This window comes from Microbacterium xerophyticum (assembly GCF_053543555.1).
Genome location: NZ_JBLVOB010000006.1, coordinates 324,306 through 348,670, shown reverse-complemented (window position 1 = coordinate 348,670; position 24,365 = coordinate 324,306). Strand labels below are relative to the sequence as shown.

20 protein-coding genes are annotated in these 24,365 nt (G+C 67.9%); all 20 read left to right on the top strand.

Annotation, left to right across the window (positions count from 1 at the left end; translation table 11 throughout):
- Positions 1–937: 3-dehydroquinate synthase (aroB, locus tag ACNPNP_RS08300; RefSeq protein WP_448965574.1), on the top strand; the 937-nt coding region annotated here is incomplete at its 5' end.
- Positions 934–1,485 (top strand): GNAT family N-acetyltransferase, encoded by a 552-nt coding sequence (locus tag ACNPNP_RS08295; RefSeq protein ID WP_448965573.1) that lies wholly within the window; start codon positions 934–936, stop codon positions 1,483–1,485. The genes aroB and ACNPNP_RS08295, both read left to right, overlap by 4 nt.
- A complete protein-coding gene (locus tag ACNPNP_RS08290) occupies positions 1,482–1,925 on the top strand; it encodes a type II 3-dehydroquinate dehydratase (RefSeq protein ID WP_448965572.1) in 444 nt (147 codons plus the stop codon). The genes ACNPNP_RS08295 and ACNPNP_RS08290 overlap by 4 nt, the downstream gene beginning before the upstream one ends.
- Before the next feature lie 73 nt (positions 1,926–1,998).
- Positions 1,999–2,559, top strand: coding sequence for an elongation factor P (gene efp / locus ACNPNP_RS08285; protein ID WP_259061871.1), 561 nt, complete (start codon positions 1,999–2,001; stop codon positions 2,557–2,559).
- A gap of 3 nt (positions 2,560–2,562) precedes the next feature.
- The gene (gene nusB / locus ACNPNP_RS08280) at positions 2,563–2,973 is read left to right on the top strand and encodes a transcription antitermination factor NusB (RefSeq protein WP_448965571.1); all 411 of its coding nucleotides are present in this window, start codon (positions 2,563–2,565) and stop codon (positions 2,971–2,973) included.
- A gap of 71 nt (positions 2,974–3,044) precedes the next feature.
- Complete coding sequence (locus tag ACNPNP_RS08275) at positions 3,045–6,299, top strand: DEAD/DEAH box helicase (RefSeq protein ID WP_448965570.1); 3,255 nt, start codon at positions 3,045–3,047, stop codon at positions 6,297–6,299.
- 208 nt (positions 6,300–6,507) lie between these two features.
- Positions 6,508–7,902, top strand: coding sequence for an MFS transporter (locus ACNPNP_RS08270; protein WP_448965569.1), 1,395 nt, complete (start codon positions 6,508–6,510; stop codon positions 7,900–7,902).
- 2 nt (positions 7,903–7,904) lie between these two features.
- Entirely contained in the window at positions 7,905–9,524 is a 1,620-nt protein-coding gene (locus ACNPNP_RS08265; RefSeq protein WP_448965568.1) for an FAD-dependent oxidoreductase, read from the top strand.
- Positions 9,521–11,623, top strand: a complete 2,103-nt coding sequence (locus ACNPNP_RS08260) for a molybdopterin oxidoreductase family protein (protein WP_448965567.1) — start codon at positions 9,521–9,523, stop codon at positions 11,621–11,623. Before ACNPNP_RS08265 ends, ACNPNP_RS08260 begins: the two co-directional genes overlap by 4 nt.
- Positions 11,624–11,716: 93 nt before the next feature.
- Positions 11,717–13,294 carry a Rieske 2Fe-2S domain-containing protein gene (locus ACNPNP_RS08255; protein WP_448965566.1) on the top strand — a complete coding sequence of 526 codons (1,578 nt, stop codon included), beginning with the start codon at positions 11,717–11,719 and terminating at the stop codon, positions 13,292–13,294.
- A 70-nt stretch (positions 13,295–13,364) separates the two neighbouring features.
- Positions 13,365–13,895 carry a bifunctional pyr operon transcriptional regulator/uracil phosphoribosyltransferase PyrR gene (gene pyrR, locus ACNPNP_RS08250; protein ID WP_448965565.1) on the top strand — a complete coding sequence of 177 codons (531 nt, stop codon included), beginning with the start codon at positions 13,365–13,367 and terminating at the stop codon, positions 13,893–13,895.
- Positions 13,892–14,857, top strand: coding sequence for an aspartate carbamoyltransferase catalytic subunit (locus ACNPNP_RS08245; RefSeq protein ID WP_448965564.1), 966 nt, complete (start codon positions 13,892–13,894; stop codon positions 14,855–14,857). Before pyrR ends, ACNPNP_RS08245 begins: the two co-directional genes overlap by 4 nt.
- A complete protein-coding gene (locus ACNPNP_RS08240) occupies positions 14,857–16,158 on the top strand; it encodes a dihydroorotase (protein ID WP_448965563.1) in 1,302 nt (433 codons plus the stop codon). Before ACNPNP_RS08245 ends, ACNPNP_RS08240 begins: the two co-directional genes overlap by 1 nt.
- On the top strand, positions 16,155–16,664 hold the full coding sequence (locus tag ACNPNP_RS08235; protein ID WP_448965562.1) for a PH-like domain-containing protein: 510 nt from the start codon (positions 16,155–16,157) through the stop codon (positions 16,662–16,664). Before ACNPNP_RS08240 ends, ACNPNP_RS08235 begins: the two co-directional genes overlap by 4 nt.
- Positions 16,661–17,803 (top strand): glutamine-hydrolyzing carbamoyl-phosphate synthase small subunit, encoded by a 1,143-nt coding sequence (gene carA, locus ACNPNP_RS08230; protein ID WP_448965561.1) that lies wholly within the window; start codon positions 16,661–16,663, stop codon positions 17,801–17,803. Before ACNPNP_RS08235 ends, carA begins: the two co-directional genes overlap by 4 nt.
- Entirely contained in the window at positions 17,803–21,090 is a 3,288-nt protein-coding gene (gene carB / locus ACNPNP_RS08225) for a carbamoyl-phosphate synthase large subunit (RefSeq protein WP_448965560.1), read from the top strand. The genes carA and carB overlap by 1 nt, the downstream gene beginning before the upstream one ends.
- Entirely contained in the window at positions 21,087–21,932 is an 846-nt protein-coding gene (gene pyrF / locus ACNPNP_RS08220; protein WP_448965559.1) for an orotidine-5'-phosphate decarboxylase, read from the top strand. The genes carB and pyrF overlap by 4 nt, the downstream gene beginning before the upstream one ends.
- Complete coding sequence (gmk, locus tag ACNPNP_RS08215; protein ID WP_448965558.1) at positions 21,925–22,830, top strand: guanylate kinase; 906 nt, start codon at positions 21,925–21,927, stop codon at positions 22,828–22,830. The genes pyrF and gmk overlap by 8 nt, the downstream gene beginning before the upstream one ends.
- 65 nt (positions 22,831–22,895) lie before the next feature.
- Positions 22,896–23,153: a DNA-directed RNA polymerase subunit omega gene (gene rpoZ, locus ACNPNP_RS08210; RefSeq protein ID WP_033107065.1), complete on the top strand. Its 258-nt coding sequence runs from the start codon at positions 22,896–22,898 to the stop codon at positions 23,151–23,153.
- A gap of 14 nt (positions 23,154–23,167) precedes the next feature.
- Complete coding sequence (gene metK / locus ACNPNP_RS08205; RefSeq protein ID WP_448965557.1) at positions 23,168–24,364, top strand: methionine adenosyltransferase; 1,197 nt, start codon at positions 23,168–23,170, stop codon at positions 24,362–24,364.
- Position 24,365: the final 1 nt, after the last annotated feature.

Here is a 24,365-nt window from a genome sequence, read left to right as displayed (position 1 = left end):
GCGGCGCGACCGTCTCCTCGCCGACACTTCCGAGGGCCAGCGCGAGGTGCTGCTGGCCGAGGTGCCGGACGCCGAGCAGGGCAAGCGCATCGAGGTCGCGGCGTTCTGCTGGCAGATCATGGGACAGTCCGACTTCACGCGCACGGATGCCGTCGTCGGCTACGGCGGCGGTGCCGTCACCGATCTCGCCGGATTCGTCGCCGCGACCTGGCTGCGCGGCGTGCAGGTCGTGCAGGTGCCGACCACCGTGCTCGGACTCGTCGACGCTTCCGTGGGCGGCAAGACCGGTGTCAACACGGCCGAGGGGAAGAACCTCGTCGGTGCTTTCTGGGCGCCGCAGGCCGTGATCGGCGATCTCGACGAACTCACGAGCCTCAGCGCGCATGAAGCCACGGCAGGATTCGCCGAGGTCGTGAAGGCCGGATTCATCTGGTCGCCCGAGATCCTCGACATCATCGAGGCCGACCCCGCCCGGGCGGTGGACTCGACGACGCAGGAGTTCCGGCGCGCGGTCGAACTCGCGATCGACATGAAGGCGCGCGTCGTGTCGGACGACTTCCGTGAGGACGGGCAGCGCGAGATCCTCAACTACGGTCACACTCTCGGGCACGCGATCGAGCACGCAGAGCGCTACCGCTGGCGTCACGGCGCCGCGATCTCCGTCGGCATGCTGTTCGCCGCCGAGATCTCCCGGCTCGCCGGACGTCTGTCCGACGAAGCCGCGGATCGTCACCGCACCATCCTCGAATCACTCGGTCTGCCCACCAGTTACCGGGCCGGTGCCTGGAACACGTTGCTGGCGACGATGCAGCGCGACAAGAAGAGCCGCGGCGGGATGCTGCGCTTCATCGTGCTCGACGACATCGCCAAGCCCACCGTGCTGCAGGCGCCGGACGAGTCCCTCCTGTTCGCCGCGTACCAGGAGGTGGGCGCATGAGCGTCGACGTCCGCCGCGTGCGCCCGGACGAATGGGAACGCGTGCGGGATCTTCGACTCGACGCCGTGCGCGACCCCGCAGCGGCGATCGCCTTCCTGCACTCCTTCGAGGAGGAATCGGCGCACGATGACGCCTTCTGGCAGGAACGCACGACGGGCGCGGCGTCGGGCGAGGCGGTCGCGCAGTTCGTGGCGGAGTCGGACGGAGAGTGGGTCGGCACCGCCACTGTGCTGCGGCGTCCTGCCGGATCGGTCGACCACCACGGCCGGCCCGTCACGGCCGCACGCGGAGATGTCGTGGGCGTCTTCATCCGGCAGGAGCACCGCGGCCGCGGGATCGTCGAGGCACTCTTCGACGCCGCAGCGAGGTGGGCTGCCTCTTTGGGCGACTCCGCGCTGACCCTCGACGTCCACGTCGACAACGCACGCGCCCAGGCTGCGTATCGTCGCGCCGGATTCGCCGACACGGGCGTGCAGTTCACCGCATCCATCGGCGATGAGATCGAGATGGCGCGTGAGATCACCGACGGCGATAGGGTTCAGTCGTGACCGAGAAGCGCCGCATCCTGCTCGTCAACGGGCCGAACCTCAATCTGCTCGGCACCCGGGAACCCAGCGTCTACGGCACCGCCACGCTGGCGGATGCCGTGCGGATCACCGAGGACGCCGCGGCAGCGGCAGGCTTCGAGGTGCGCAGCCTCCAGAGCAACCACGAGGGCGTGCTCATCGACGCGATCCATGCCGCCCGTGAGGACTGCGCCGGCATCGTGATCAACCCGGGCGGGCTCACGCACACGTCCATCGCGCTGAGAGACGCTCTCACCGGTGTCTCACTGCCGTTCGCTGAAGTGCATGTCTCCGACGTGCACGCCAGAGAGCAGTTCCGCCACTTCTCCTACCTCGAGGACGTGGCCGCGGTGCGGGTCATCGGTGAGGGCGTGGACGGCTACGCGAACGCCGTTCGTCAGCTCACGGCGCTCATCCCGTAGAATCGACTGTCGGCCGACACTTCGACACGCTCAGTGATCGGTCATTCATCAACGGAAACGGAACTTTCAGCGCATGGCATCCACCGCAGACATCAAGAACGGCGTCGTCCTCAGCATCGACGGACAGCTCTGGAACGTCATCGAGTTCCAGCACGTCAAGCCCGGCAAGGGCGGCGCGTTCGTGCGCACCAAGCTGAAGAACGTCGTCTCGGGCAAGACCGTGGACCGCACGTACAACGCCGGCGCCAAGATCGAGATCGAGAACGTCGATCGCCGTGACTTCACCTACCTGTACGCAGACGGCGACGGATTCGTGTTCATGGACACGACCGACTACGACCAGATCACCGTGGGGGCCGCGACGGTCGGCGACGCGAAGAACTTCCTCCTGGAGAACCAGCAGGTCACGATCGCCCTCAACAACGGCAACCCGCTCTACATCGATCTCCCCGCGTCCGTCACCCTCGAGGTGACCTACACCGAACCGGGTCTGCAGGGGGATCGCTCCTCGGCAGGAACCAAGCCCGCGACGGTCGAGACCGGTTACGAGATGCAGGTGCCGCTGTTCATCGAGGCCGGAACGAAGATCAAGGTCGACACCCGCACGGGTGATTACCTCGGTCGCGAGAAGTAAGGCGTGGGCGCTCGTACGAAGGCGCGCAAGCGCGCACTCGACATCCTCTTCTCCGCCGACGTCCGCGGTGACGATCTCCCGGTCGCTCTCGCCGCAGAGGCCGCGCGAGCCGCGAGCGAGCCCGCTCGCGAGGCGTCCTGGCTCTACGCACGCGAGATCGTCGACGGCATCGTCGATCACCGCGATGAGATCGACGAGCACATCGTGACGCACAGTCGCGATTGGAAGATCGAGCGGATGCCCGCCGTCGATCGTGCGCTGCTGCGCATCGGCGTGTGGGAGATCCTGCACAACGACGAGGTCCCGACCGCTGTCGCGATCGACGAGGCCGTCGAGCTCGCCAAGGAGTTCTCGACGGACGACTCCGGCGCCTTCGTGCACGGCGTGCTCGCCAGGGTGGCACGCGCCAGCTGACCAGCCGATGGGCGCGCGGGAGTGCGTCACATCGGCGGTGCCGTGTCGGTGCTCGCTGAGAGGATACCGATATGCCAGCGCCGTACGTCGATCCCGCTGTCATCCGTCGGCTGACCGACGAGGGCGGCTATCAGCGGGGCGTGTCGTACCAGCGCTCCGGCATGGTCAGCCGGACGTCTTGGGACGACGCGGAACGAGTGCTGACGTCGGTCGTCAGCGGCTCGGGCGAGCACAGCTATCGCTGCGCGATACGGTTCGGCACGACCGGTATCTCCGCCGACGTCGCGTCCACGTCGTGCAGCTGTCCTGTACCGCAGTCGTGCAAGCACGTCATCGCCACGCTCCTGGTCAACAATGACGATGCCGTGCTGTCGGAATCGCGCACGCCTGAGCGACATGCGCCGGCGGCGTGGCGGACGCTGGTCCCGTCTGCGGCGGCCGATGCCATCACACCGATAGCGCTCGGTGTCGAACTGCGTCAACGCGCGCACAGCGACGGGCGGCACTGGGCGCCGCGCCCGGTGCGCGCCGTGACCCCGCGCGATCTGGCCAAGGCAACGGGCGAACTGCTGCTCGGCATCCGTCCGCTCATGCGCAGCGCGGCGACCGGTGCGTGGATCCAGGGCGACGTGTCGTGGGACTCCGTGCGCCGGTCGGCCGGCGTGTTCGGACGTGAGCGCGTGCGGTGGTTCGCCGACCTGCTCAGCCTCTCGCGCGACTCGCTGCTCTCGGGCACGGCGGGTGACTGGCTCGCCATGGATCTGATCGAGTCGTCACTGCTGTGGGGCCATCTCCGTCAGGGGCGCGATCTCGGCATCGCGCTGATCCCGACCCAGAAGAGCACCACGGTCGCTCTCGGAGAATCGGCCGTGGTGTCGGCGCAGTTCCGCAGAGCGGATGACGGTTCGCTGCGCATCGGCGCCGAGGTCATCGTCGACGACCGGCACGTCCCAACGGCATCCGTTCGCACGATCGGGCACTCCGGTGTCTACACGGCAGAATCCATCGGCAGTCGCATCGCCCTCACACTGGCCGAGGTCGAACTCGGCGAGCCCGTGCACGCGCTGCTGAAGACGCCGGGGGAGATCACCGTCTCACAGGCCGACGAAGCGGCGTTCCTCCGTGAGGCGTATCCGGCGCTGGCGCGTCGCGCACCGATCCGCACCGTCGGCACCGTGAAACTGCCGACCGTTCCGCTGCCGCAGCCGACCCTCGTGGTCGCATTCCGCCCGTCGGACACTGTCGATTACGCGTTCGAATGGACGTACAAGGGGTTCGAGCGCTTCCCTCTCTCCTCGAGCGCGGATGCCGTACGCGACGACGATGCGGAGCGGGAGCGTCAGCGGGAGCTGGAGCAGCTATGGGGAACGCTCTCCGACGCGGTGTTCGCGGCCACCGGCACCCTGCACGATGTCGACGCCGCAGAGTTCGTCGCGCATGTCATCCCCGCGTTCCAGGAGCACGGCGTCAGCGTCGTGGAACAGGGCACCCGCAAGCAGTATCACGAGCTCACCGGCATCCTGGAGATCACGGTGACGACGGTCGAGAGCGCGGACGCGGACTGGTTCGATCTCGGCGTCCTCGTGAAGATCGACGGGAGGACGATCCCGTTCACGCCGCTGTTCACCGCGATGACGAAAGGACGACGCAAGCTGCTTCTGGTCGACGGCAGCTATCTGTCTCTGAACCATCCGGCGCTCGACCGGCTGCGCGAGCTCATCGACGAGGCGTCCGAGCTGCAGGAATGGGAGACCGCACCGCGCATCAGCCGTTACCAGACGGATCTGTGGGAGGAGTTCGAAGACCTCGCCGACGAGGCGGTTCCGGCGGTGAGCTGGCGCGCAACGGCCGAGGGGCTTCGGCAGGCGACCGAGGTGCCGCAGACGCCGGTGCCGGAGGGGCTCTGTGCCGAACTGCGGCCGTACCAGAAGGCCGGGTTCGACTGGCTGGCGTTCCTGTGGGCGCATCGGCTGGGCGGCATCCTCGCCGATGACATGGGCCTCGGCAAGACGATCCAGCTGCTCTCGCTCGTCCTGCACGCCAAGCAGGCGGGGGAGGAGCGTCCGTTCCTCGTCGTCGCGCCGACCTCCGTGCTCGGGTCGTGGCGCAGCGAGGCGGAGCGCTTCGCCCCCGGCCTGCGCGTGCGAGTCGTGGACAGCAGCAGCGTCAAGCGGGACGCGATGGCGGATGCCGCCCGCGACGCCGACCTCGTCATCACCTCGTACACGCTGGTGCGTCTCGATGAGAAGGAGTTCGCCGAGGCGGCGTGGGCCGGCGTCATCCTCGACGAGGCGCAGTTCGTCAAGAATCCCCGGACGAAGCAGCACCGTGCCGTCGCCGCGTTGAACGCCGACGTCGTGTACGCCGTCAGCGGCACGCCGATGGAGAACAGCCTCACCGACCTCTGGGCGCTGCTGAAGCTCGCCGCTCCAGGGCTGTTCGCCTCCGCCCGTAGATTCGGCGAGGAGTACGTGCAGCCGATCGAGAAGGGCAAAGTGCCGGAGAACGAAGAGGGCGGCGCATACCGTCAGAGACGTCTCGAGCGGCTGCGCCGGCGCATCCGTCCGCTCATGCTCCGCCGCACCAAGCAGCTGGTCGCCGCAGATCTGCCGGAGAAGCAGGAACAGCATCTGCACGTCGAGCTCAGCCCTGCGCACCGAATTCTGTACGACACGGTGCTCCAGCGCGAGCGGCAGAAGGTGCTCGGGCTGCTGCAGGACCTCGACCGCAACCGCTTCATCGTGTTCCGCTCCCTCACGATGCTGCGCCTGCTGAGCCTGTCGCCGGGTCTCGTCGATCCCGCCGACGCGAAGATCGGATCGCGCAAACTGGATGCGCTGCTCGAGCACGTGCAGGAGCTGCAGGCCAAGGGGCACCGCGCTCTCGTCTTCAGTCAGTTCACCTCCTACCTGCAGGAGGCGGCAGCGCGGCTCGACCAGGCCGGGATCGCCTACGCATATCTGGACGGGTCCACGACGAAGCGCGCACAGGTCATCGACGGCTTCCGAGCCGGCGAGCAGCCGGTCTTCCTGATCAGTCTCAAAGCCGGCGGATTCGGGCTCACGCTCACGGAAGCGGACTACGTGTTCCTGCTGGATCCGTGGTGGAATCCGGCCGCGGAGGCGCAGGCCGTCGATCGCACGCACCGCATCGGACAGCAGAATCCGGTGATGGTGTACCGGATGATCTCCTCCGGCACCATCGAGGAGAAGGTGCTCGCCCTCCAGGAGCGCAAGGCGCGCCTGTTCACAGCCGTCATGGACGATGAGGAGATGTTCGCCCAGTCGCTCACCGCCGACGACATCCGCGGCCTTTTCGAGAGCTGACCGTGCGCATCCCGCGCATCACGGCGCGACGTGTCACGGCGTCAGGTGTTACGGCCGTGTGACGCGCCCCTCACGCCGCCCGATCGCGCCGGTGACGCAGAAGTGACTCGACGGAAACGTATCCAGCGAACGTCCGAAACAGCGCGCTCCTATCGTCGATGACGTACCGTCCGGAAGTCTCGGACCCGTGTGTCTCAGGGAGTCAGCCATGGTCATCTCGCCCGTCGCCGCATCACAGGAACAGCACACAGGCCCCGTCGCGCTCACCCGCCGACCCGGTCGATGGGTGGATGGGTTCGATCCCGAGAACGCGGAGTTCTGGCGCACCACCGGCCGTACGATCGCGCGGCGCAATCTCGGCTGGTCGATCTATGCGGAGTTCCTCGGCTTCATCGTCTGGCAGCTGTGGAGCGTAGTGGTCGTGCTGCTGCCGGCCGCCGGTTTCACGTTCTCGAGCGCGGAGACCTTCTGGCTGCTGTCCGTGCCGAGCCTGGTCGGTGCGACCCTGCGGTTCCCGTACACGTTCATGGTGCCCCGCTTCGGCGGTCGCAACTGGACCATCGTCTCGGCGCTGCTGCTGCTGATTCCCGCCTCCCTGCTCGCTGTCGCCGTCGGCGATCCTGACACGCCGTTCTGGCTCATGCTGGTGATCGCCGGTCTCGCGGGGTTCGGCGGCGGGAACTTCGCCAGCTCCATGGCGAACATCACCTACTTCTTCCCCCAGCGGGAGAAGGGCTGGGCGCTCGGCCTCAACGCCGCCGGAGGCAACCTCGGTACGTCGGTGGCGCAGTTCTTCGTGCCGATCGTGGTGTCGGTCACCGCCGTCGTCGGCTTCGGCTTACCGGTGGCCGGCTGGATGTGGGTGCCCTTCATCCTCATCGCGGCATGGGGCGCCTGGCGGTACATGGACAATCTCTCGTCGGCGAGGGCCGACCTCGCAGGCTCGGCCTCCGCGCTTCGAGAGCCGCACCTGTGGCTGCTCGCGCTGCTGTACGTCGGCACCTTCGGCTCGTTCATCGGGTTCTCCAGCGTGTTCCCGAAACTCATCGTGGACGTGTTCCCCGAGTTCGCCGGACTGAACATCGGCACCGCAGTGGTCTCCCTCGCGTTCCTCGGCGCTCTTGTGGGATCGTTGTTCCGGCCGCTGGGAGGCCGACTGGCAGACCGTTTCGGCGGCGCACGCGTGACGATCGTGGCTTTCGCGGTGATGGCTCTCGGCGCGTTCGGGATTCTCGGCGTGCTCGCGCTCGGGGAGTTCTGGCTGTTCCTCGTGTGCTTCCTGGTTCTCTTCGCCGCCACCGGAGTCGGCAACGGCTCGACGTACCGGATGATCCCGATCGTCTTCTCCGCCAGGGCGGTCGCGCGACGGGAAGGCGACGGCGCGATGGTGGCGCGGCGGGCTGCGGCGGCACTCGGCCTCATCTCCGGCCTGGGAGCATACGGCGGGTTCCTCGTGCCGCAGGTGCTGAATGCATCGCAGCTCGCGTCGGGCGGCTACGACGCCGCCTTCGTCGGATTCGGTGTCGTGTACCTCGTGCTCCTCGTCATCACGGTCGTCGTCTACGCCGTGCCCCGTGCCGCACTCGACGGACGGCGGATCTGAGCGTGCCGCACGGCGCACCGCTTCGGGTGGTGGTCGTCGGTTTCGGCCCGGTCGGTGCGCGGCTGTGCGAAGAGCTGCTGCCGGTGGTCAAGGCGGGCTCGGTCGCCCTCACTGTCATCGGCGCCGAGCCGGATGCGCCGTACAACCGTGTTCTCGTGGCCGAAATGGCGGTCGGCAGAGCGGATGCCGCCGGTATCACCCTGCACGATCCGCAGGAGAGCGTGCGAGCGGGAGTGGATGTGCGTCTCGGGACCAGGGTCGTCAGCGTCGACAGGGCGACCAAGCGGGTAGAGCTCGCGACAGGTGAGCAACTGGCCTACGACCGCTTGGTGCTCGCGACCGGCGCACGCGCCAACGTACCCACGCTGACCGGTATCGACCGACCCGCCTTCGACATGGCGTCGCTGGCCAGATCGGGCGCCGACGTCATCGGCGCGGACCCCGATCTGCCGAACGGAGTGACGGTGCTGCGCGACCTCGTCGACGCCGAGCGCATTCGCGCGGTGATGAGTGAACGCGCGAGAGTGGTCGTGCTGGGTGCCGGCGTGCTCGGTCTGGAGTTCGCTCTGCTGGCGGCCGGCGCCGGCGCCGAGGTCGCGGTGGTGCACCACGGGGCGACGCCCATGCCCCGCAGCCTTGACCGGGGCGCGGGCATCGTGCTCTCCCGCGTGCTGCGGGCGGGCGGCGTCGAGGTGTACGCGCACAGCCGCGCCGAATCCGTCGGCTTCCGCACAGGCTCCGACGGTGCACCGGCGTTCGACGCGCTGATCACTGCAGACGGCAACTACGTCCGCGGCGACCTGCTGGTGCTCTCGTGCGGAGTCGGCGCGCGAGCTGAACTCGCGACCACGTCGGGCATGCGCACGGCGGCCGGGATCGTGGTCGACGAACAGCTGCGTTCCTGGAGCGATGACGATGTCTTCGCGATCGGCGACTGCGCGCACATCGTGGAGCGCACGGTCGAGACGGATGCGCTGACGCGCCTGCCGGGGGCGCCAGCAGGACTGATCGGTCCGGGATGGAGGCAGGCGGGCTGGCTCGCCCGCCGGCTCACTGCGGATGCCGCCGGCACCGCCCTTCCTGACCCACCACCGGCGGAGAGGGGCTCCGTCGTCATGCTGAAGGCGGACGGGGTCGATGTCGCGGCGGCGGGTGACGTCGACGTCGACATCTGGGATGCGTCGCCGCCCGACGACTCCGCGCCGCTGCGCCACGTCGCCGAGTGGGCCGATCCTCAGCACGGCCGCTACCTCAAACTGGTCACCAGGGGCGGCGTTCTCGAGGCCTTCGCCAGCGTCGGGATGCCGCGCACGGCGGCCGAGCTGACGCTCCTGTACGACCGTCGAGGCGAACTGCCGGCAGATCGTTCACTGCTGCTGCGCATGGACGGCGCGGACGACAGCGAGCTGGCGCGTTCGGATGCTTTCGCTCCCGGCACCACCGTGTGCGTGTGCAACGGCGTGGATGTGCAGTCGATCGGGGAATCGGTGATCAGAGGCAATGACACGGTCGCCTGCCTGGGGCGGGACACCAGAGCAGGCACCGGTTGCGGCGGATGCAAGCCGCGTCTCGCCGAGCTCATCGAACGGTTCGCGTCATCCGCACAGGCTGCACCGGCATGAACGTCGACACGCACACGCATTGCCCGTACTGCGCGCTGCAGTGCGCGATGACGCTCACGCCCAGAGCGCTGGACGCCCCGATCGACGAACCGTCCCTCACGGTCAGCGGGCGCTCCTTCCCGACCAATCGCGGAGGTCTGTGCAGGAAGGGTTGGACCTCTTCGACCCTGCTCGACTCGGTAGACCGCATCCGCACACCTCTCGTCCGTGACGAGAACGGCGACCTCGTGACGGTGGAGTGGACCACCGCGCTCGACATCCTCGCTCAGCGCATCCGTGCGCTGCAGGTCGAACGCGGACGGGACAGCATCGGCGTGTTCGGCGGTGGCGGCCTCACCAACGAGAAGGCCTATCAACTGGGCAAGTTCGCGCGAGTCGCGCTCGGCACATCCCGCATCGACTACAACGGACGCTTCTGCATGTCGTCCGCAGCCGCCGCGGCGAACCGCGCGTTCGGGATCGACCGGGGTCTGCCGTTCCCGCTGACCGATCTGGATGCCGCGAAGACCGTACTGCTGCTGGGCTCGAACGTCGCTGCGACCATGCCGCCGTTCCTGTCGCACCTCGCCGGAGCGCGCGGTGCAGGCGGCCTCATCGTGGTCGATCCTCGTCGCAGTGCGACCGCGCGGCTGACGGAAGAGGGGCAGGGGATTCACGTGGCACCCGCCCCCGGTACAGATCTCGAGCTGCTGCTGGGCCTCACGCACATCGTGATCGCGGAGCACCTGTACGACGCCGACGGCGTCGAGCAGCGCACCAGGGGATTCGACGATCTGCGCCGCAGCGTGGCGGCGTGGTGGCCGGCCCGAGTGCAGCAGGTGACGGGGGTGCCGGTCGCCGTGCTGCGAGATGTGGCGCGGCGCCTCTCGTCCGAGTCGGAGACCTTCATCCTCACCGGGCGCGGCGTCGAGCAGCACGCGAACGGCACCGACACGGCGACCGCCGCGATCAACCTCGCGCTGATCCTCGGACTGCCGACGCGAGCCGGCAGCGGCTACGGCACGCTCACCGGCCAGGGCAACGGTCAAGGCGGACGGGAGCACGGTCAGAAATGCGATCAACTGCCCGGGTACCGCAAGATCACGGATCCGGTCGCACGAGCCCATGTCGCTGCAGTGTGGGGCGTGCCGGCAGAGGATCTGCCGGGACCCGGTCTGCCTGCAGTGCAGATGCTGGCCTCCATCGACGAGGCGGACGGCATCCGTGCGCTGCTGGTGCACGGGTCCAACCCCGTCGTCTCCGCACCCGATGCGGGAGCGGTACGTCGGCGCCTCGAGCGACTCGACCTTCTCGTGGTCTGCGACTTCTTCCTCTCGGAGACCGCCGCGATGGCCGACATCGTCCTGCCGGTCACGCAGTGGGCCGAGGAGGAGGGCACGATGACGAACCTCGAAGGCAGGGTGATCCGTCGCAGGTGTGCGGTCGAACCGCCTGCCGGTGTGCGCAGCGAGCTGTGGATCTTCTCCGAGCTCGCACGTCGACTGGGTGCCCCAGGGCGCTTCGACCTCGATCCGGCTCTGGTGTTCGACGAATTGGCGCGCGCGTCGGCGGGTGGCGTCGCCGACTACTCCGGACTCAGCCATGACCTGCTCGATGACGGTCGTGAGGCGTACTGGCCGTATCCGAGCGGCAGCGAAGGCACGCCGCGGCCCCTCGCCGACGGGTACCGGCATCCGGACGGGCGCGCACGCATCGTTCCGGTCTCCGTCGCCGCGCGCGCGGAGAACGCGCCGGCCGGTGACCAGCTCACTCTCATCACCGGCCGTCTGCTGGAGCACTACCAGTCCGGTGCGCAGACGCGAAGGGTGCCGGAGCTGATGGCCGCGCGCAGCGTCCTCGAGGTGACGATGCATCCGTCGACCGCCGCCGACCGCGGCCTCAGGGACGGCGACGACGCGGTTCTCGAGAACAGCCGCGGCCTGGTGACGGCGAAGGTCTCGACGACGGTGGCCATCCGTCCTGACACCGTGTTCCTGCCCTTCCATTTCGCCGACGCGCACAGCGCGAATCTGCTGACGATCGATGCCACCGATCCGGTCTCCGGCATGCCGGAGTTCAAATCGGCCGTCGTACGCGTGAGCGCCGTGCCGACCCTCTGACGCGTCGATCGCAGTGCCGCCGCCCGGTCGAGCCTCCGCGTGCGCTCAGTGGCCCCCGGGTACAATCGTGAGGTCAATCTCAGAAGGAGCGCAATGCGGATCACGGGGCTCGGCCACGCCGGAATGTTCATCGAGACGGTCGGCGGAAACATCATCTGCGACCCGGTGATGGGCCCTTCCTTCTACGGCTCCTGGTTCCCGTTCCCCGACAATCGCGGACTCGACTGGGAGAAGCTCGGCCGCGAGGCCGACTTCCTCTACATCTCGCACCGTCACCGCGATCACTTCGATCCCGCGCTTCTCGAGCGCTACATCCGCAAGGACATCGAAGTGCTGCTTCCCGACTATCCGATCGACGACCTCGAGAAGGACATCAGGGCGCTCGGGTACGAGAACATCACCTACGCACCCGCCGGTGAGGTCATCCGGCGCGGTGAGCTCAAGATCATGATCACGCCGTTGCGCGCTCCCAGCGACGGCCCGATCGGCGACTCCTCCCTCAGCGTCGACGACGGCACGGCATCCGTGCTCAACCAGAACGATTCGCATCCGCTGGATCTCGAGAAGCTGCTGAGCTTCGGCAAGCCCGACGCGTACTTCACGCAGACCTCCGGAGCGATCTGGTGGCCCATGGTCTACGACCTCCCGCAGGACGCGAAGCAGAACTTCGCCCGCCTCAAGCGCGAGGCGCAGAACAAGCGTGCGATGTTCTACATCGAGAAGGTAGACGCGCCGCACGTGTTCCCGATGGCCGGTCCGCCGATGTTCCTGCGCGACGAGCTGTTCAAGTACAACGGCTTCGGGCTCGATGACGACTCGATCTTCACGGATCAGAAGCAGTTCCTGGCGCATCTCGAGGAGCAGGCGCCGCAGTACGACGGTCAGCTGTTCGTGCCGGGCACGGTGGTCGAACTGGACCACGCGGACATGACGATCACCCAGACGCTCTACACGGATGCGGAGATCGCCCACATCTTCGATGACAAGTGGGAGTACCTCGAATCGCAGCGCGCGAGTCGGCAGCAGGAGATCCGCGACGAGGAGGCCTCTCGTGCCGAGATCATCCCGCCGGATGAGATGCTGGCCACGATCAAGGCGTGGTGGGAGCCGCTGCTCAAGAAGTCGCGCACCATCCGCCTCGGCGTCGGCGGCTGCGTGCGGTTCCGCATCGGCGACCTCGACATGGTGGTCGACTTCCCACGGGCGAAGGTGCGCGAGTACGCGGGGGAGGAGTGCATCTACTGGTACACGATCCCCGCCGATCTGGTCTCCACCAACATCCGTGATCACGAGATCGACTGGTCGAACTCGATCTTCCTGTCGATGCAGTTCCACGTGGGCCGCAGCGGCAAGTTCAACGAGTTCCTGACGACGTTCCTCAAGTGCCTCTCGGTCGACCGCATCGAGTACGTCGAGAACTGGTACTCGGAGCAGACCGATCAGACCGAGGACGCCGAGATCGGCGACTGGGTCGTGCAACGCCGTTGCCCGCATCTGCGTGCCGACCTCACCAAGACGGGCAAGGTCGACGAGGAAGGCGTCCTCACGTGCAGCATGCACGATTGGAAGTGGGACCTGAAGACCGGGAAGTGCCTCACCACCACCGGCCACCCGATCAGGGCGGCGAAGGCCGACGAGGTCACGGACGCGGCCCTTCGACTGGGCGCCTGAGGCGCACGCTAGACTGAATCCTGCAAGCAACCTTTAACACCGTCCAGAGAGGCGGAGAAGGGAGCGGTGGATGAGCGCACGCACTGTGCTGCACGAAGCCGATATCTCGCGGGCTCTGACCCGTATCGCGCACGAGATCCTCGAATCCAACCGCGGCGCCGACGACCTCGTCCTGCTGGGCATCCCGACCAGGGGCGTCGCTCTCGCTCATCGTCTCGGCGCACTGATCAGCAGCATCTCGCAGACCTCGGTCGCGACGGGCTCGCTCGATGTGACGCTGTTCCGCGATGACCTGGCGAAACAGCCGACCAGGTCGCCGCACCCCACCGACATCCCCGCCGGCGGCATCGATGGCAAGACGGTCGTGCTCGTCGACGACGTGCTCTTCTCCGGTCGAAGCATCCGTGCCGCCCTCGACGCGATCCAATCGATCGGACGTCCGGCGATTGTGCGCCTGGCGATCCTCGTCGATCGCGGGCACCGTGAACTGCCCATCCGTCCCGACTTCGTCGGCAAGAACATCCCGTCATCCCGGCAGGAGCGCGTCAATGTGCGCCTGTTCGACTACGACGGCGCCGAGGAGGTGACGATCGGAGAATGAGACACCTCCTCGACACTCACACCCTCGATCGTGAGGGCGCCCTGCGCATCCTCGACGTCGCAGAGGACATGTCCGACACGCAGTCCCGCGAGAACCGGAAGCTGCCGACGCTGCGCGGCAAGACCGTGGTGAACCTGTTCTTCGAAGACTCGACGCGCACGCGCATCTCGTTCGAGGCCGCAGCCAAGCGACTGTCGGCCGACGTCATCAACTTCGCCGCGAAGGGTTCCAGCGTCTCCAAGGGCGAGAGCCTCAAGGACACCGCGCAGACACTTCAGGCGATGGGAGCGGATGCCGTCGTCATCCGTCATCACGCCTCAGGCGCGCCGCGCACGCTCGCGACCAGCGGCTGGATCTCAGCCGGCGTGGTCAATGCGGGCGACGGCACGCACGAGCATCCGACCCAGGCGCTGCTCGACGCCTTCACCATTCGCAAGCGCCGATTCGGCGCCGACAGCCGGGGCCGTGATCTCTCCGGCACCCGTGTCGTGATCGTGGGCGACGTGCTGCACTCCAGGGGCGCGCGCTCGAACGTCTGGCTGCTCACGACGCTCGGCGCAGAGGTCACCCTGGTGTCGCCGCCGACGCTGGTGCCGCAGAACGTCTCGCAGTGGCCGGTCCGCGTGCTGTACGACCTCGACGAGGCACTGGCGGACGGTCCGGATGCCGTGATGATGCTGCGCATCCAGCTCGAACGCATGAACGCCGCGTATTTCCCGAGTGAGCGGGAGTATTCTCGGCGATGGGGGCTGGATGCGATGCGTGCAGCGACCCTTCCTGGCGATAGCATTGTGATGCACCCCGGACCCATGAATCGCGGCCTGGAGATCTCCGCCGAAGCCGCGGACTCGCCGCGCTCGACAGTGCTGGAACAGGTCACCAACGGAGTGTCAGTGCGCATGGCGGTGCTTTACCTGCTGCTGGCAGGAGAACGAGACGACGAACGAGGAGAAGGCAGTTGATGGACACCCTCGTGATCACCGGGGCGCAGCTTCTGGGAGACAGGGCCGCCGACATCGTGGTGGAGAACGGCGTCATCGCCGAGATCGGCACGGGGCTCAGCCGCACCGGCGCGCGCGTCATCGACGCGGACGGGCTCGTGGCACTCCCTGGGCTCGTCGACCTCCACACTCATCTGCGCGAGCCCGGCTATGAGGCATCCGAGACGATCCTCACGGGAACGCGCGCGGCCGCTGCCGGCGGCTTCACCGCCGTCTTCGCGATGCCGAACACCTCGCCGGTGGCCGACTCGGCCGGGGTCGTCGAGCAGGAGCTCGCGCTCGGCGAGGCCGCCGGCTATGCCACGGTGCAGCCCATCGGCGCCGTCACCGTAGGGCAGAACGGCGAGCGGCTCGCAGAGCTGGGCGCGATGGCCACCTCGCGCGCCAAGGTGCGCGTCTTCAGCGACGACGGCTTCTGCGTCTTCGATCCGCTGATCATGCGCCGCGCCCTCGAGTACGTGAAGTCCTTCGGCGGTGTCATCGCGCAGCACGCGCAGGACCCCCGGCTGACCGAGGGCGCCCAGATGAATGAGGGCGTCGTCTCCGCGGAGCTGGGACTCGCCGGATGGCCGGCCGTCGCCGAGGAGTCGATCATCGCGCGCGATGTGCTCCTCGCCGAGCACGTCGGCTCCCGCCTGCACGTCTGCCACCTGTCCACTGCGGGCTCGGTCGACATCATCCGCTGGGCCAAGAAGCGGGGGATCGACGTGACCGCGGAGGTCACCCCGCACCACCTGCTGCTGACGGACGAACTGGTCCGCGGCTATGACGCGAAGTACAAGGTCAACCCGCCGCTTCGTCGCGAAGAGGATGTGCTCGCGGTCCGGGAGGGCCTCGCCGACGGCACGATCGACATCGTCGCCACCGACCACGCGCCGCACCCGAGCGAGAACAAGGCATGCGAGTGGCAGGCGGCCGCGAACGGGATGGTGGGCCTCGAGAGCGCTCTGCGCGTCGTGCACCAGTCGATGGTGCAGACCGGACTGATCGGGTGGTCGGACGTCGCGAGGGTCATGAGCGCGACGCCGGCGCGCATCGGTCTGCTCGACGGTCACGGCACCCCGCTCGAGGTGGGTCGGCCGGCGCACATCGCGCTGTACGACGCCTCGCGCGAAGGCACTTTCACCGCCGCCGACCTGCACGGACGCAGCCACAACTCGCCGTACCTCGGGCGTGACCTGCCAGGGCGCGTCGAGTGGACGATCCACGGAGGCGTCGTCACCGTCGCCGCAGGCGCCGTCGTCGAAGAGCTCACCGCATGAGCATGCGTGACATCGCGGTCGCCATCACGATCGTGGTGGCGGTGCTGATACTCCTGTCCATGTATCTCGCATGGCGACGACGTCTGCGCCGCGACGGCGTGCACACGGCCCCGCTGGGCGTTCCGGAGCACGCCGAGGTCCTCACCAGGCACGAGGTGCTGTACGTCTCGACCACTCGTCACGATCAGCCGCTCGAACGCCTGGCCATCACGCCGCTCGCATATCGGGCCCGTGGCGAGGTGGCGGTGACGGATCGCGGGGCTGCCCTCTGCCTCGACGGCGCGCCGACCGTGTTCCTCGCCTCAGCGAAGCTCGTGCAGGTCGACCGCGCCACGGTCACGATCGATCGAGTGGTCGAGCCGAACGGTCTCGTGCGACTCGCCTGGAAGGTGTCCGACGACACGATCGTCGATTCCTACCTGCGCGTCACGACCGGCGACCCCCAGAACCTCATCTCAGAACTTCAGCGGCTCATCCCCGCGACAGACACAGGAGCCGAATCATGACACTCCCAGCCCCCGCCGTCCTCGTCCTCGAAGACGGCACCCGATACACCGGTCGTGCTTACGGCGCACAGGGCACGACGCTCGGCGAGGTCGTCTTCTCGACCGGCATGAGCGGGTACCAGGAGACGCTGACCGACCCCTCGTACGCCGGTCAGATCGTGCTGCAGACCGCACCCCACATCGGCAACACCGGCATGAACGACGAGGACACCGAGTCCCGGCGCATCTGGGTGTCCGGCTACATCGTCCGAGACCCCTCCCGCGTCGTGTCGAACTGGCGAGCGAACGCCTCGCTGGACGAGATCCTCGTCCGCGACGGCATCATCGGCATCAGCGGCATCGACACGCGTGCGGTCACCCGCCACATCCGCTCCGACGGTTCCATGCGAGGCGGCATCTTCTCCGGTCCGGATGCGGCGAAGGATGCTGACGAGCAGCTGCGGATCGTGCAGCAGGCACCCGAGATGAGCGGTCAGAACCTGTCCGCCCAGGTCTCGGTCGAGCTCGCCGAGGTCACGACGGCGGTGGGGGAGCGCATCGGCAATCTCGCCGTACTCGACCTCGGCGTGAAGCAGGCAACGATCGACAACCTGGCCGCCCGCGGCTTCGAGGTGCACGTTCTGCCGCAGTCCGCCACGATCCAGGACATCCTCGCGGTAGAGCCGGTCGCGGTGTTCTACTCCAACGGTCCAGGTGACCCGGCCGCGTCGGGCGACCACGTGGCGCTGCTGCGCGACGTGCTCGACCAGGGATTGCCCTTCTTCGGCATCTGCTTCGGCAACCAGCTGCTCGGGCGCGCGCTGGGTCTCGGCACCTACAAGCTGCCCTTCGGCCACCGCGGCATCAACCAGCCCGTGCTCGACAAGAGCACCGGCAAGGTCGAGATCACCGCGCACAACCACGGTTTCGCGGTCGAGGCGCCGCTGGATGGCGCCTTCGACAGCCCGAACGGCTACGGCAAGGTCGAGGTCAGTCACATCGGCCTCAACGACAACGTCGTCGAGGGCCTTCGCGCCCTCGACATCCCCGCGTTCTCGGTGCAGTACCACCCCGAAGCGGCCGCAGGCCCGCACGACGCCAACTACCTCTTCGACCGGTTCCGTGATCTGGTCATCGCCACCCAGGGAGACAAGAAGTAATGCCCAAGCGCGACGACATCAATTCCGTCCTCGTCATCGGATCCGGCCCGATCGTCATCGGCCAGGCCTGCGAGTTCGACTACTCCGGCACCCAGGCCTGCCGCGTGCTGCGCGAGGAGGGCGTGCGGGTCATCCTCGTCAACTCCAACCCCGCCACGATCATGACCGACCCGGACTTCGCCGATGCGACCTACATCGAGCCGATCACCTGGCAGGTCATCGAGACGATCATCGCGAAGGAGAAGCCCGACGCGATCCTTCCGACGCTGGGTGGCCAGACGGCGCTCAACGCCGCGATCGAGCTGCACAACCACGGCATCCTCGAGAAGTACGACGTCGAGCTGATCGGCGCGAGCTTCGAGGCCATCAACAAGGGCGAGGACCGCCAGATCTTCAAGCAACTGGTGCTCGACGCCGGCGCCGACGTGGCGAAGAGCCGCATCGCGCACACGATGGACGAGGTGCTCGCCGCGGCGGACGAGCTCGGCTACCCGCTGGTGGTGCGTCCGAGCTTCACGATGGGTGGCCTCGGTTCCGGTTTCGCCTACGACGAGAAGGACCTCCGCCGTATGGCGGGAGCGGGTCTTCACGACTCGCCGACCAGCGAGGTGCTCCTGGAGGAGTCGATCCTCGGCTGGAAGGAGTACGAACTCGAGCTCATGCGCGACACCGCCGACAACACGGTCGTCGTCTGCTCGATCGAGAACGTCGACCCCGTCGGAGTGCACACCGGCGACTCCATCACGGTCGCGCCGGCGCTGACCCTCACCGACCGCGAGTACCAGAAGCTCCGCGACATCGGCATCGACATCATCCGTGCCGTCGGCGTGGACACGGGCGGCTGCAACATCCAGTTCGCGATCGATCCGGCGGACGGCCGCATCATCGTGATCGAGATGAACCCGCGTGTCTCGCGCTCCAGTGCGCTGGCGTCGAAGGCCACCGGCTTCCCGATCGCGAAGCTGGCAGCGAAGCTCGCACTCGGCTACCGCCTCGACGAGATCCCGAACGACATCACCGGCGTCACACCGGCCAGCTTCGAGCCGACGCTCGACTACGTGGTCGTCAAGGTACCGCGCTTCGCTTTCGAGAAGTTCCCGGCGGCGGATCCGACGCTGACCACGACCATGAAGTCGGTGGGCGAGGCGATGGCGATCGGCCGCAACTACGCCACCGCCCTGCAGAAGGCTCTCCGCTCGCTCGAGAAGCGCGGCTCCAGTTTCCACTGGGGCGAGGAGACGCGCACGGTGGACGAGCTGCTCGAGATCTCGACGACCCCGACCGACGGACGCATCGTCGTGCTTCAGCAGGCGCTGCGCAAGGGCGCGACGATCGAGCAGGCATTCGACGCCACGGCCATCGATCCGTGGTTCCTCGACCAGATCGTGCTGATCAACGAGGTCGCAGAGACCGTGCGCACGGCCGACGAGCTGGACGCCGATACGCTCCGCTATGCCAAGGAGCACGGCTTCTCCGACGCGCAGCTGGCCGAGATCCGCGGCACCGGCGAGGCAGAGGTGCGCAGCGCCCGTCACGGCCTCGGCATCCGCCCGGTGTACAAGACGGTCGACACGTGCGCGGGGGAGTTCCCCGCGCTCACGCCGTACCACTACTCGAGCTACGACTTCGAGACCGAGGTCGCACCCTCCGAGCGCACCAAGGTCGTCATCATCGGCTCCGGCCCGAACCGCATCGGTCAGGGCGTCGAGTTCGACTACTCCTGCGTGCACGCGTCGTTCGCGCTGTCGGACGCCGGCTACGAGACCGTGATGGTCAACTGCAACCCCGAGACGGTCTCGACCGACTACGACACCTCGGACCGGCTGTACTTCGAACCGCTCACGCTCGAGGATGTCCTCGAGGTGCTCGACGCCGAAGCCGCGAGCGGCACGATCCTCGGTGTCGTCTGCCAGCTCGGCGGTCAGACCCCGCTCGGACTCGCCAAGGGCATCGAAGCGGCCGGCTACACCGTGCTCGGCACGAGCCCCGAGGCGATCGACATCGCCGAGGAGCGCGAGTTGTTCTCGCAGCTGCTGAACTCCGCCGGCCTCGTCGCCCCGCGTCACGGTACCGCGGTCGACGTCGAGGGCGCCGTCGCGATCGCCGAGGACATCGGCTACCCCGTGCTCGTGCGCCCGAGCTTCGTGCTCGGCGGACGCGGCATGGAGATCGTCTACGACACGCCGAGCCTGCGCGACTACTTCGTGCGCACCGCCGGCGAGGTCATCGTCGGACCAGGCACGCCGCTGCTCGTCGACCGCTTCCTCGACGACGCGATCGAGCTCGACGTCGACGCCCTGTACGACGGCGACGAGCTGTACATCGGCGGAGTGATGGAGCACCTGGAGGAGGCGGGCATCCACTCCGGCGACTCCAGCTGCACGCTGCCTCCCATCTCGCTCGGACGCAGCGACATCGACCGCATCCGCATCGCGACGCTCGCGATCGCCGAGGGCGTGGGCGTGCGGGGCCTGCTGAACGTGCAGTTCGCGATCAGCGCCGGCGTGCTCTACGTGATCGAGGCGAACCCGCGCGCCAGCCGTACGGTGCCGTTCGTGTCGAAGGCGCTCGGCATCCCTCTCGCGAAGGCCGCGAGCCGCATCATGGTCGGTGCGACGATCGACGAGCTCAAGCGCGAGGGGCTGCTGCCGGTCTCCGACGGCTCCCGCGTGCCCCTGGGTGCGCCGGTCGCGGTCAAGGAGGCCGTCCTCCCGTTCAAGCGCTTCCGCACCAGGGACGGCAAGATCGTCGATTCCGTCCTCGGCCCTGAGATGCGTTCGACCGGCGAGGTCATGGGCATCGACAAGGACTTCCCGACCGCGTTCGCGAAGAGCCAGGCCGCAGCCTACGGCGGCATGCCGACGTCGGGAACGGTGTTCATCTCGGTCGCCGATGCCGACAAGCGCGCGGTGATCCTACCGGCGCACCGTCTGCAGCAGCTCGGGTTCCACCTGGTGGCCACCGAGGGCACCGCCGAGATCCTGTCGCGCAACGGCATCGCCGTCACCGTGGTGTCGAAGTACAGTGAGACGCTCGACAGCGGCGAGCAGAACATCGTCGACCTCATCAACGACGGTGAGATCGACATCATCGTGAACACCCCGTCGGGCGGGGCCGCACGTGCGGACGGCTACGAGATCCGGGCCGCGGCCGTCGCCGCGGACAAGGCGCTGTTCACCACGATGGCTGTGCTCGGCGCCGCGGTCAGCGGTATGGACGCCGCCGACGAGGGCTTCGAGGTCAAGAGCCTGCAGGAGTACGCGATCGACCGGAAGGCCGCCCTATGAGCGAACGCTTCGGGGAGCGGGTCAGGGCGGCGCTCAGCGCCCATGGACCCCTCTGCGTCGGCATCGATCCGCACCAGGGGCTCCTCGCCTCGTGGGGGTTGGACGACTCCGCGACCGGTGTGCGCGAGTTCGGTCTGCGCACAGTGGATGCCGCGGCAGGACGAGTGGGGACCGTCAAAGCGCAGGTGTCGTTCTTCGAGCGATTCGGCTCGGCGGGATTCGCCGCCCTGGAAGATGTGCTCGCAGCTGCGCGCGCGGCCGGGCTGATCGTGATCGCCGACGCGAAGCGCGGTGACATCGGCACGACGATGGACGCGTACGCCGCCGCGTGGCTCACCGCAGGATCGTCCCTCGAGGCGGACGCGCTCACCGTGAACCCGTTCCTCGGTGTCGGCGCGCTGGAGAGCACCTTCGCTCTCGCCGAGGATGCCGGCAAGGGCGTCTTCGTGCTCGCCGCGACCAGCAACCCGGAGGCGGCATCCGTGCAGCGCGCACGTGCGAGTGCCGATGCCACGGTGTCCGCGTCGGTCATCGACGAGGTCAGCGCGCGCAACGCGCTCTCGACGCCCGACGGGCAGTGGGCGAGCCTGGGGTTCGTGATCGGAGCGACCGTCGACTGGACGGATGCCGGGATCACCCCGTTCGCGCCGGCTGCTCCCATCCTCGGCCCCGGTTTCGGCGCACAGGGCGCCGGTCCCGCAGATCTTCCCGCCCGGTTCGGCGGACACGTCGCCACGGTGATCGCATCCGAGAGCCGCAGCATCCTGTCGGCAGGTCCTGACCGACTCGCCGCCACGATCGATGCGCGCGCAGCGGAGTACCGGGAGGCCCTGAATGTCTGAACGCCGTGTGCCAGAGGTCGACCGCGCCGCCGCGGCGCGGCGTGCTGTCGAACGTCGTCGAGCGAGAGCCGCGCTCAAGCGCGACCTGACGATGCGCGTCGTCGCACCGCAGGACGTCGCGGCGCGCGCGTTCGACGATGCCGACTCCGTCGCAGGATCCATGCGCATCACCGACTTCCTGCTGGCGCTGCCCGCGATCGGCGTCGGCAAGCGCGACCGCATCCTCGTCGAACTGGACATCTCACCGGTGAAGCGCCTCGGCGGCCTCGGCGTGCGTCAGCGGGTCAGCCTTCAGCGCTGGCTCGACGAGCGGTTCCCGGTGCAGGGGCCGCGTTCAGGACGCAGCCGTCTGCTGGTGCTGGCGGGCCCGACGGCCGTGGGCAAGGGCACTGTGGCCGCGCACATCCGCGAGAATCATCCGGAGATCCATCTGTCCATCTCCGCCACCACGCGTCCGCCGCGTCCCGGCGAGATCGACGGGGTGCACTACTTCTTCGTCGACGACGCCGAGTTCGACAGGCTCATCGCCGAGGACGCACTGCTGGAGCACGCGATCGTGCACAACCGTTCGCGTTACGGCACGCCGCGCGCGCCGATCGACAAGGCTCTCGCCGAGGGCAGGACCGTGCTCCTCGAGATCGATCTGCAGGGAGCGCGACAGGTGCGCGCCGCCGAGCCCTCGGCCACGCTCATCTTCCTGCTGCCGCCCTCATGGGACGAGCTGGTCCACCGGCTGGTCGGCCGCGGCACCGAGGACGAGGAGGAACGGGCTCGCAGACTGCGCACCGCCAAGGTCGAATTGGCCGCCCAGAGCGAGTTCGATTACCGCATTGTGAACGAGGACGTCGCCACTGCCGCTCGCGAGGTCGTAGAATTGTCTGAGGCGACTGCGCGCTGAGGGTATTCGCGCGCCCGCCGTTTCGACTTCGCGACGAACCCGTCGCCTGATCTGGAGGTCCCACCATGGCCGGACACCACACCAAGGGCATCATCGACCCGCCGATCGACAACCTGCTCGACCGCGTCGAGTCGAAGTACGAACTGGTCATCTACGCGTCCAAGCGCGCGCGCCAGATCAACGACTACTACGCAGACCTCCACGAGGGCAACCTGTTCGACAACGTCGGACCGCTGGTGGACTCGTCTGTCGAGGACAAGCCGCTCACCATCGCGCTCCACGAGATCAACGAGGACAAGCTGCGCCTTCGCCACGCTGAGTGAGGGCGGCTTCCTCGATGAGCGCACTGCGCCTTTTCACCTCTGAGTCCGTCACCGAGGGGCACCCCGACAAGATCTGCGATCAGATCTCGGACAGCATCCTCGACGGCCTGATCGCCCAGGACACCGGTTCCCGCGTCGCCGTGGAGACCCTCGTCACGACGGGACTCGTGCACGTCGCGGGTGAGATCCGCACCGAGGCGTACGTCGACATCCCCACGATCGTCCGTCAGGTCGTCAACGGGATCGGCTACACATCGAGTGAGACGGGCTTCGACGGCGACTCCTGCGGCGTCAGCGTCTCAGTGGGGGAGCAGTCGAGCGACATCGCGCACGGCGTCGACCAGGCCCAGGAGCAGCGCGACGGCAGTTCCGTCGATGCGCTCGACAGTCTCGGCGCCGGCGACCAGGGCATCATGTTCGGGTTCGCGACGATCGAGACGCCCGAGCTCATGCCGATGGCCGGGCATACAGCGCACCGCATCGCGGAGCGCCTCACCGAAGTGCGTCGCTCCGGCGAGCTGGCGTATCTGCGGCCAGACGGCAAGACGCAGGTGACGCTCGGCTACGAGGGCTTCACGCCCAAGACCATCGACGCCGTCGTGCTCTCGACGCAGCATCACCCTGACATCTCGCAGGACGAGCTCAAGGAGCAGGTCAGGCGCCTCGTCATCGACCCCGTGCTCGAGGGCACAGGACTCGAGATGCCGGCCGACGACCGCTACTTCATCAACCCGGCCGGCCCGTTCGTCACCGGCGGACCGAAGGGCGATGCCGGTCTGACCGGCCGCAAGATCATCATCGACACCTACGGCGGCGCCGCACGGCACGGCGGAGGCGCATTCAGCGGCAAGGACCCTTCGAAGGTCGACCGCTCCGGCGCCTATGCGATGCGATGGGTGGCCAAGAACGCCGTCGCCGCCGGTCTCGCGGACCGGCTCGAGGTGCAGGTGGCGTACGCGATCGGCGTCGCTCGCCCCGTCGGCCTGTACGTCGAGACGTTCGGCACGGGCAAGGTCTCGAACGAGGTCATCACCGACGCGATCCGTCAGGTGTTCGATCTGCGCCCGCAGGCGATCATCGAGCAGCTCGACCTGCTGCGCCCGATCTATCGCCAGACGGCCGCGTACGGCCACTTCGGACGCGAACTCGCGGACTTCACCTGGGAGCGCACGGACCGCGCCGACGAGCTCCGCCGCGCAGCCGGACTCTGAT